This window comes from Corynebacterium sp. HMSC074C11 (assembly GCF_001809455.1).
GTDB lineage: Bacteria > Actinomycetota > Actinomycetes > Mycobacteriales > Mycobacteriaceae > Corynebacterium > Corynebacterium amycolatum.
The window spans coordinates 536,765-546,413 of sequence record NZ_KV797740.1; the positions used below are offsets into that span (position 1 = coordinate 536,765).

A 9,649-nucleotide genomic window follows, 5' to 3' on the forward strand; every position below is an offset into this window, starting at 1 on the left:
GTGTGGGGCGGGGCGCTAGTGTGCGCATCGTGACGAATTTGCGGAATCGGCTGGCGGACTACCTGGAACCGATTGATCAAGACAAGCGCATGGCGGTGGACTTTTCCGTGCGCCGGGCGGTGGTGACGCCGCGGGTGGCAATGGCTGCGTGCATTGTGATTGCGGTGTTGGCCCTGGGAGCAATTGCGGCGGTGGTATGGCCGTCGTCGCCCCAGGTAGAGATGCCTGCGGTGCAAGACGCGGCTGTCGCGGGGACGACACCGGAGACGACCGAAACCTCAGCGGAGACACCGGGCGGTCCGGGGAAGGAGACTAACGCTCAGGCACAGGCGGGGCCGTTGATTGTGTCGGTGGTGGGGTTGGTCGTGAATCCAGGCGTGGTGGAGGTGCCAGCGGGCGCGCGGGTGGTGGAGGCAATTGAGCGTGCGGGTGGGCTTTTGCCGGAGGCTAATCCTGCCAGTGTGAACCTGGCGACGCCGTTGGTTGATGGCCAACAGATTGTGGTCGGGGCAGAGGCGCTGCCAGCAGGGACGGCGGAGGGCGGGGCCGATGTTTCTGGCGGTTCTGGCACCGATGCTGCAGGCGGGGCTGGCCCGGGCGGCTCGGACGGACAGATCAACATCAACACCGCTACTGCTACTCAGTTGGAGGAATTGCCCGGAATCGGACCCGCAACGGCGACCAAAATCATCGACTTTCGGGAAAAGAACGGGCCTTTTGCGAGTATCGACGCACTTGAGGAGGTTCCGGGAATTGGCCCGGCGAAGGTAGAGGCTCTGCGCGATGTCGCCACCGTCTGACCTGCGCGCTCGTGCTGGGCTCGATGTGCGGCTAGTGCCAGCAGCGGTGTTGGCGTGGGCGACTGCGGTGGCAGTGATCATGCGCCCAGAATGGGCGATAGTTGTGGCACCGTGCGCAATCGTGACTGCGGTGGTGTTGCCGTGGGCGTGGCAGCGTTGGTCGTGGCGATGGGGAAGAGGCGCGGTGACATCCGGCTGGCGAGCGATCGCCACTATCCTGGTGCCAGCTGTGTCGGTGGCCAGCGTTGCGGTAGCCACGCGAATCCGCATAGCGCGAGCCCGAGCCCACGAGCTCCATCACGACATTGGCAGGATGGCGAAAGTGCAGTTGCGCCTGGTCACGGAGCCGAAAGCAACCGAATTCGGGGCCAGTGCGAAGGCGCGCATCGAGGGCCTTCCTGGGCAGGTGACGGTTTTTGGCGACGAGTCCCTGTTGTCGGTCACGAGAGACACCGTAGTTGAATCCACAGCCGGTATACGTGCGGCCAGCAAACCCTGCATCAGCGGAATCCAGCTGAACCTACGCGGAGATGTTGAGGTCATTGCGCCACCACAGGGGCTTGCCGCTGACGTGAGGCAGCAGCTCTTTGACTCGGCGCAGAATCTCCCCTTTGGCCCCGACCGCCTCATTCCCGCCATGGCCATCGGCGATGAGCGTGGCTTTAGCCTCACCGACGGCGACATGATGACCGCCTCCGGACTTTCGCATCTGTCGGCCGTCTCTGGAGCCAACGTTGCACTTGTTGTCGGGGCTGTCGTGGCGGTCTTCTCCTGGGCTGGGCCGCGAGTGCGAGTCGCAGTCGCCGCGGTTGCCCTGTATGGGTTTGTAGCAATCGTGGGCACAGAACCCTCAGTGCTACGCGCAGTGGTCACCGGCTGCATTGGGCTGTTGGCTATTCTCGTAGGACGAGCTGGCCAAGCGATCGCGGCGCTATCGGCTGGCATTATTGGGTTGATTCTCCTGGCACCAGACCTATCGGTATCAGTGGGTTTCGCCCTCTCGGTCGCGGCCACCGCCGGGCTAGTCCTTCTTGCCGAGCCCCTTGCCAGACGTCTGTCCGCCACCACCGTTATGGGGACTTGGCCTGCCCCAGTAGTCCGCGCCATCGCCGTATCGATTGCCGCACACGTGGTCACCATGCCCGTATTGGCGCTTCTCATCGGCGAAATCAGCCATATCTCACTGTTGGCGAATCTGCTCGCCGCGCCCGCCGTCGCACCCGTTACTATCGCCGGTTCGCTCGCTGCCGTTGCCGCCGCGCTGAATCTCAGTTGGCTGGTCAGCGCTCTGCTATGGTGCGCCGCGCCGTGCGCGTGGTGGATTCATCAGGTCGCACACCTCACTGCAGGCATCATCGCACCCGCAGATGGGCCGGTCACGTTGCTCGTCTCCTGCACGCTCACAGTTGCATGCTTTACGACGCTCTGGGGCTGGCCCCGTTTTGCGCTCCGCGCTGGGGCCTGTGCCGTTGTCCTGGCAGTCGGTAGCTATGCCGTTATTTGGGTGTTCGGCCTCGACATTGCGCGTGCCCCAAAGGGGTGGAATCTTGCGGCCTGCGCTGAGAAGAATCAGATCGTTCTTATTCACGCGGGTGTTGTCGGAGAAACTGGTAACAATGCTGCTTCTGCTGACCGCTCTGCGCGAGATCCGGAGATCCACTCTGCACCGACTCCGCTCAGCCGGCAGTGCCGAATTGCCCTGGGGCTCACCGAGGAAAAGACGTGGTATTCCCAGGCGTTTGATGCTGCCGCTGATAATCCCACGATAGAAACCGTGGTGGTGGAATCCCCGTCATATATTGCTGAAGCAGTGAGCGGCAGAGCTCCCCCAGCACACCACTCACCCCAGTGGTTTATCGCCCGCGAGTGTGGGCCACGTGTGCGAAAAACAGTAATGACACCCGAGCACATTCCCGTGGTCTGCCCACAGCGAGATGGGCCACAAGCTCTCTATTCGAATGGTGATGTCTGGCGAGGGAGGTGAAATCCGGGCTGTCCCGTAGGCTAGAAACAACAGTCGCAGGAATCAACGCGGAAAAGAGGTCGGGATTGAGCGCCGTCGCACCCGTGAATTTGATTGTGGGCAAAGAAGAGCTCCTGAAAGACCGCGCCCGCCTCGCCATTGTCGCCGCCGTCCGCGCGCAGGCGGCAACGGAGTCTGATCCAGGCGGACGCTCGGTGCCTGTGACCACCATCCGTGCAGGGGATATGACCACTGTCGACGCAGTGGAGCTTTTCAGCCCTTCGTTGTTTGGGGATGACCGCATTGTGGTTGTCACCGACTGCCAGGATGCGGGCAAGGAACCAGCGGCGCTGCTGATGGATTCTGTAAAGGATCCCGCGCCGGGCATCACGTTGATTCTCCTTCACACCGGTGAGGGACGTCAGAAGAAGATGGTGGCTGACCTGCGTAAGCTAGGCATCCGCTTTTTCGAAGCACAACCGCTCAAGAGAAACGACTTGCCCGGTTTCGTCGGCGAAGAGTTTGCTGCACACGGGGTTAAGGTGCGTCGCGACGTCATTGATACCGTCCTGGATGCGGTCGGTTCGGACCTCCGCGAGTTGGCCACTGCCATTTCCCAGCTCTGTGCAGATACTGCGGGCAAGGTCACCTCGGAAGCAGTTCGCACCTACTACGGCGCGTCGGCGGAGGTCTCGGGCTTTGAGATTGCCGAGCTAGCACTGCGCGGTCGCGGTGGGGAAGCGTTGGCCAAGATGCGTCGTGCCTTGCAGCTGGGCATGGCACCGGCACTGCTGTCGGCTGCAATCACGGGAATGGTCGGTGATGTAGCTCGGCTCCACGGCGCGCGTGGTGTCAATGCGCGTAGAGATGCCCACCGCTATGGCATGCCGCCGTGGAAGTTGGAGAAAACACAGCGGTTAGCTTCAGCCTGGTCAACCCCTGCGGTTGCTCGCGCTGTGGTTGTCGCGGCACAGCTGGATGCGGACACGAAGGGAGCCTCGTCGACACCGGAGCTGTCGCTGGAACAGTCGGTGCTTCGTATCGCGGAGCTGGCGTATTCGTCCCATCGGCGTTAAATAGTTCGGGTCCCCGTGGGAGCTTCAGTTCAGTGACTTGCCTCGATACTTAGCCGCATTTACGTCACGTTGATTCTTCGCTATGCGAGCTCGAAGGAAGATGCAGCCGGGTTAGATAGCGTGTCCTGAACCGGGCAGTGGGATTCGACAAAGTCGAGGAGTGCAACTAGTTCTTCCCTCGTGTTGTCGGCATCAATGTGGAAGCGGGTGTGGATCTCGGAGAAACCAATCTTTGCCTCCGGGGTCTTCCCCATGAATCCGTCTGGGTCGAGCACACCAGAGCATTCAACCTTGACATCGTTGAGCTTGATGCCCTGGGCAGCGGCGAATGAGCGGACGACGATGCACTTGCAGGCGCCGAGGGCTCCGAGCAGCGCCTCGACCGGGTTCATGCCCTTGTTGGTTCCCCCGAGGTCAGTCGGCTCGTCCAGGGTGAAGCTCATGTCGCGAGAGGTCACCGTGGTTTCGAGGTTGGTAGGGGCGTGCGCAACGGTCGTGAAAGTTGTCTTCGGCATGAGTTTCCTTCCTGTAGAAATTGTGCTGTCCGCATGTGCTGGCCGCAGGTTGGTGTGCTGGAACCGAAGCGATGGAAATCAACAACCAACAGTGTGGGAGGCGGGGTCCACGGCCAGCCCAACGGGCTGCAAATGTGAAACTGTGTAAGTTTATAGCACTTTCAAGCCATTTTTCAGGCCATTTTTGTCATAAACGCAGTCAGTAACTCGCATCGGCCCGCCGTCGCCAAACATAAACGCAGTCAGTAACTCGCATTGGGATTAAATAAGAAAAACCGCCTCCCGCCACATTCCGAATTGAAAATCGGAAAATAGCAGAAAGCGGTTAACTTTCACGGTGCAAGCGCGGCGTAAAAGCAGTGCTTGCACGACGCAAGCGCAGCGCTGAAACAGCCGCTGCAACAGCACAGCTCACAGCGCCAAAAGGGAATTAGCCCTCCAGCTTGTTGAAAGCCTTAGCCATACCGGACTTCTTGTTAGCCGCAGTGTTGCGGTGGAAGACGCCCTTGGTGACAGCCTTGTCCAGCTTGCGGGATGCAACGCGCAGCTGAGCCTCAGCAGCAGCCTTGTCGCCAGTCTCAACAGCAGCCTTGAACTTGCGGATCTCAGTGCGGACTGCAGAGCGGATTGCCTGGTTACGCAGGCGAGCCTTCTCGTTGGTCTTGTTGCGCTTGATCTGGGACTTGATATTTGCCATCGTGAATACCTCTTGTATCCGTAGTAGTTGGAATTGTTACCGCCCGCCACCAAGAAAAGTCCTGATCACAGTGCATATCGTGCTGTACAATCATCGCCGGTCAAACTAATCAACCAGCGAGATCACACCGCGCACTGCGCTTGTACGACGATGAAAACGCGAACCCAAGGTCCTGCCCGCGCTCGCCGTAAAGGAACACAACGGTAAACAACTTGCAGAATCTTAGCAAACAGCGCTGCCTAATACCAGCCACTACCTAATTCCAGCCGTAGTCCCCGCGCAGTCGGGCGGCGATGAGCTCGAAGCGCCTGCGGGGCATCATCGCACCTGCGCGGCGAATCCCGGATTCCGGAATGAGCAAGATACGGTCCATCCGCACCCACGACGGCTTGGGGTCCTCATTCCAGAACCCACTGCCGATAGAGAGCCACTCCGGTTGCTCGCTGTGCTCGGTGCGAGTGGAAATCAGCATGCCCAGAAGGTACTGGTCATGGCGGCCAACCACGACAACTGCGCGCTCCCGCAAGGCGGCGTCTTCGCCTTCGAGTTGCAATGGAATCCACACCACTTCGCCGGGGTCGGCTTGGCCATCCATGTCGGGGCTGTACACGATCGTGCGGGCTAGTTCCGCGGTTGGACGCGCGATGGTCACCGGGTCTCGCAGGCGAAGTAGGGCCTCCTTGGACTCGTCGGAAAGCGAGGTGTCCTGAGCGAGCCCAAGTTGCGTGTTGAGCTTAAACAGCGCCTCATCGAGTGTGTCGGGGCCGCGGAACCACTCGGTACCGGCGAAAAGACGCGCGCTGATGCGATTACGCAGGCGCCGCGGCCAGCTTTCGCGTTCATTTTGATCGGTGGACGAAGTGGAGCTCATGGAATCTAAGTCTAGAGGTTTAGTGCGGAGGGAATCGATAGGTAAGATTGTGCGTGATTGTATTTAAGCCCGGCTGGTCGGTTTTCGAGGCCGGCGCATATGGGTCGGCCAACGCCGCGCCCCAATGCCCATAACGTCTTTATTTTTCGGAGTAGACCCAACGTGACCAAGAATTTTGCGGAGCAGACTTTTACGGACCCTTCACGGATTCGAAATTTCTGCATCATTGCGCACATTGACCACGGTAAGTCCACCCTGGCGGACCGAATCCTGCAGCTCTCGGGTGTTGTGGAGGCGCGCGACATGCGCGATCAGTACCTCGACAACATGGATATTGAGCGCGAACGAGGCATCACCATTAAGGCTCAGAACGTGCGCCTGCCGTGGGTTCCGAGCACAGGTAAGCACGCAGGCGAAGAAATCGTCCTGCACCTGATTGATACGCCTGGTCACGTTGACTTCACCTACGAGGTCTCGCGTGCGCTAGAGGCGTGTGAAGGCGCGATTCTGCTTGTCGACGCTGCTCAGGGCATCGAAGCGCAGACACTGGCCAACCTGTACCTGGCCATGGAAAATGACCTGGAAATCATCCCGGTACTGAACAAGATTGACCTTCCAGCCGCGGATCCGGATAAATACGCGGAGGAAATTGCGCACATCATCGGCTGTGAGCCGAAGGATGTCATGCGTGTTTCGGGTAAGACTGGTGAGGGCGTTGAGGAGATGCTCGACCGAGTCTGTGAGCTCGTCCCGGCACCGGTCGGCGACCCGGAGGCACCTGCCCGTGCGCTGATTTTTGACTCCGTCTACGACACCTACCGCGGTGTGGTCACCTACATCCGTGTTGTTGATGGTCAGCTCAAGCCGCGTGAAGTCATTCAGATGATGTCCACCGGCACCAAACACGAGCTGTTGGAAATCGGCGTCGTCTCACCGCAGCCGAAGAAGTGTAAGGGTCTTGGCGTCGGCGAGGTCGGTTACCTCATCACCGGTGTGAAGGATGTCCGTCAGTCCAAGGTCGGTGACACCGTCACGCTGAACGCCACACCGGCTGAGGAGCCGCTGGAAGGCTACGAAGAGCCCAAGCCAATGGTCTACTCCGGGCTGTTCCCAATTTCTCAGGCCGACTATCCTGACCTGCGCGATGCGTTGGAAAAGCTCCAGCTTAACGACGCTTCGTTGACATTCGAACCGGAGACCTCGGTGGCTCTCGGGTTTGGTTTCCGCGGTGGTTTCCTGGGGCTGCTGCACATGGAGATCACCCGCGCCCGACTGGAGCGCGAGTTTGACCTGGATCTGATTTCGACGGCCCCGAACGTTGTCTACCGCGTTGTCACTGAGGACGGCACCGAGGTCACCGTTCACAATCCGAGTGACTGGCCGGAGGGCAAGCTCCGCGAGATTTACGAGCCGATGGTCAAGTGCACCATCGTTGTGCCGAGTGAATTCGTTGGTCCCACCATGGAGCTGTGCCAGCAGAAGCGCGGCGAGATGGGCGGTATGGACTACCTGTCGGAAGACCGCGTGGAGCTGCGTTACAAGATGCCGCTGGGCGAGATTATCTTTGATTTCTTCGACATGCTGAAGTCCCGTACCAGGGGTTATGCCTCGCTGAACTACGAAGATGCCGGTGAGCAGCTTGCGGATCTGGTCAAGGTTGACATCCTGCTGCAGGGAGAGGCCGTCGATGCTTTCTCCGCTATCGTCCACCGCGACAACGCCCAGTGGTACGGCAACAAGATGACCAAGAAGCTGCGCGAGCTGATTCCTCGCCAGCAGTTCGAGGTCCCGGTTCAGGCTGCAATCGGTTCGAAGATTATCGCCCGTGAAAACATTCGTGCACTGCGCAAGGACGTCCTTGCCAAGTGCTACGGCGGTGACATTTCCCGTAAGCGCAAGCTGCTGGAGAAGCAGAAGGCCGGTAAGAAGCGTATGAAGAATATCGGTTCGGTCTCAGTGCCACAGGAGGCATTCGTGGCTGCGCTGTCCACTGACGAGGGCGGTAAGTAGGGGGAATAAGCAGTTGAAGATTGTTGATTCTGGTACACGGCAAGATTGGGTTGACGAATTTAGTGACGAGCATAAGCAAGTTGCGAAATATCTAATTGATTTTTTATCAATTGAGACTCGAGACACCTTATCTAAAGGTGCAACTGATTTCTTAAAAAGTATTCAGGATGATGAATGGAAAAAGGATTCAGTCCGCATATATCCTGTATTTGATTTGAGTGATATACAAAAATCGAAAAGCGGAATAGGGGGTACAGGAGAAGCGGGGGAGATTGAAGGGCCGACCCCCTTTATTTCGTACGATCCGGCATGGGTGATGTCTCCGGAATCTGGAAGTGAACTCGCTATTTACTCGATGATTAGGAACTGGTCGAGGGGATACGATGCGTCGAGTAAGAGGCAATCGCTAGGAAAAAGGGAGGAGGTGCCCCCGCAACTTAAAATCATTGTTATCGTATGTGATTTTAGCGCAACGGGTTCTCAGTTATCTAAGTTAATCGATAATTTCTTTAGAAACAAAATAGTAAAGAAAAGGTTCCAAGAGAAAAAACTTAAAATCAAAGTATACATCCATGCGATTTCCGAAATGGCGTTTATTTCACTGCGGAATAAATATAAATTTAAATTAAACAAAATACTGCGAGATAGGTATGGGATTGATAGTGCGGCCGATGAGGATGCAGTAGGGGTTAAGCGAGGGGCGGACGATAGTTTAGGTGTAGAGTTTTATTTCCGCAGAATGGTTTCGTCCTATAATTCATCGTGGTTCAATCGGGAAATTCAAGCAAAATTTCGTAAGGTTTTGGAGAATCCATTTCCCGAATCTAAAGATGTAAAGCAAATTAAAAAGAGGGATATGCTCGGTTGGAAAAAATCGGGGGTCTTTTATTTATCAACATTTTCCGTGCCGAATAATTTGCCGTTAGTGTATCGACACCCTAGCCTTCCTTCTGCTAAACATATCGCCTCCGCACGGTCGGCGGAGGCGTTAATTTCTAGGCTGAAAGACTGTGAGGGAGAAGTTTTTTATAATCGACCGTTCTTTGCTGGCATGTATGCGGATAAGCATGCGCGAAAAATATTGAATACTAGCGGTTTAAGCAATACTTTATATTTATTAGCTCTCTTGCGATATTGGCGTTCATTTACTTATCTGTGGGGGGTTACGGGTTTTGGTTTTCCCTACTTGGCACGGCAGTTAGGCAACCTGCAAGAATGCGGTGTGCTTGCGGTTAAAAATGGAAGATTTACGTTGAATGCGCAGGGGAAGATATTCTTTCATCGGGTGTGCTTTCTCCTGGAAGGTATCCCCAATCAAGACCACGTTTCAGAACAGGTTTGTGAGTATGTTGAACGTGTGTTAAACTGGCATCCCACCTCAAGCGGGTTAGAGTGGTAGAGTAATCTCTATCGGGCGCTGAGCGCAATTCTAATCTAATGGTTAGGTCCAGTTTCCGTATAATATGCGTAAACACTTATTGGCTCTCGCTTCGCAAGGCCTTAACGGCCAAATAGTAGCCTGTTTGAGGTGGTTCTATCCTGTTAGCTAACTTGAAAAATCTTTCAGCAGTCTTAGGCTGGAGTGCTCAAGAATTACGGAAACGCGTATACGCAACCCCGCGAGTTAAGGCGTTCCCTGATGACATGAAGTCTGAAGTAGACAGGATTCTTGCGATTTGGAATAAGGGGCTCTTCCGTTTTTAGAGTGCGTTGATCT

The 9,649-nt window shown here is 56.7% G+C and carries 8 protein-coding genes; 5 read left to right on the top strand and 3 right to left on the bottom strand.

The features are described from left to right. Positions 1-29: 29 nt before the first annotated feature. From HMPREF2614_RS10720 to holA, 3 genes are all read left to right on the top strand, one after another. Positions 30-800, top strand: a complete 771-nt coding sequence (locus tag HMPREF2614_RS10720; RefSeq protein WP_224792254.1) for a ComEA family DNA-binding protein — start codon at positions 30-32, stop codon at positions 798-800. Beyond that, entirely contained in the window at positions 784-2,784 is a 2,001-nt protein-coding gene (locus HMPREF2614_RS10725; RefSeq protein ID WP_070560972.1) for a ComEC/Rec2 family competence protein, read from the top strand. The genes HMPREF2614_RS10720 and HMPREF2614_RS10725 overlap by 17 nt, the downstream gene beginning before the upstream one ends. Positions 2,785-2,849: 65 nt before the next feature. Further along, positions 2,850-3,839, top strand: coding sequence for a DNA polymerase III subunit delta (gene holA, locus HMPREF2614_RS10730; protein WP_224786602.1), 990 nt, complete (start codon positions 2,850-2,852; stop codon positions 3,837-3,839). Between the two features lie 80 nt (positions 3,840-3,919). On the opposite strand, the gene HMPREF2614_RS10735 is transcribed toward holA, so the two are convergent. The 3 genes from HMPREF2614_RS10735 to HMPREF2614_RS10745 all read right to left on the bottom strand — a co-directional run bounded on the left by HMPREF2614_RS10735 (position 3,920) and on the right by HMPREF2614_RS10745 (position 5,922). Beyond that, positions 3,920-4,354, bottom strand: a complete 435-nt coding sequence (locus HMPREF2614_RS10735) for an OsmC family protein (protein WP_038628140.1) — start codon at positions 4,352-4,354, stop codon at positions 3,920-3,922. A 430-nt stretch (positions 4,355-4,784) separates the two neighbouring features. Next, the gene (rpsT, locus tag HMPREF2614_RS10740; protein ID WP_070560975.1) at positions 4,785-5,051 is read right to left on the bottom strand and encodes a 30S ribosomal protein S20; all 267 of its coding nucleotides are present in this window, start codon (positions 5,049-5,051) and stop codon (positions 4,785-4,787) included. 256 nt (positions 5,052-5,307) lie between these two features. After that, positions 5,308-5,922, bottom strand: a complete 615-nt coding sequence (locus HMPREF2614_RS10745) for a type II toxin-antitoxin system PemK/MazF family toxin (protein ID WP_070560977.1) — start codon at positions 5,920-5,922, stop codon at positions 5,308-5,310. Positions 5,923-6,084: 162 nt separating this feature from the next. Between HMPREF2614_RS10745 and lepA the strand changes: the two genes are divergently transcribed. Both lepA and HMPREF2614_RS10755 read left to right on the top strand, forming a co-directional pair. After that, positions 6,085-7,932, top strand: a complete 1,848-nt coding sequence (gene lepA, locus HMPREF2614_RS10750) for a translation elongation factor 4 (protein ID WP_070560979.1) — start codon at positions 6,085-6,087, stop codon at positions 7,930-7,932. A gap of 13 nt (positions 7,933-7,945) precedes the next feature. After that, entirely contained in the window at positions 7,946-9,331 is a 1,386-nt protein-coding gene (locus tag HMPREF2614_RS10755; RefSeq protein ID WP_070560981.1) for a phosphoribosyltransferase-like protein, read from the top strand. Positions 9,332-9,649: the final 318 nt, after the last annotated feature.

Coding starts and splice junctions, on each gene's coding strand:
- rpsT (WP_070560975.1), bottom strand. CDS start 5,051: ATGGCAAATATCAAGTCCCAGATCAAGCGCAACAAGACCAACGAGAAG.
- HMPREF2614_RS10745 (WP_070560977.1), bottom strand. CDS start 5,922: ATGAGCTCCACTTCGTCCACCGATCAAAATGAACGCGAAAGCTGGCCG.
- HMPREF2614_RS10735 (WP_038628140.1), bottom strand. CDS start 4,354: ATGCCGAAGACAACTTTCACGACCGTTGCGCACGCCCCTACCAACCTC.
- HMPREF2614_RS10725 (WP_070560972.1), top strand. CDS start 784: ATGTCGCCACCGTCTGACCTGCGCGCTCGTGCTGGGCTCGATGTGCGG.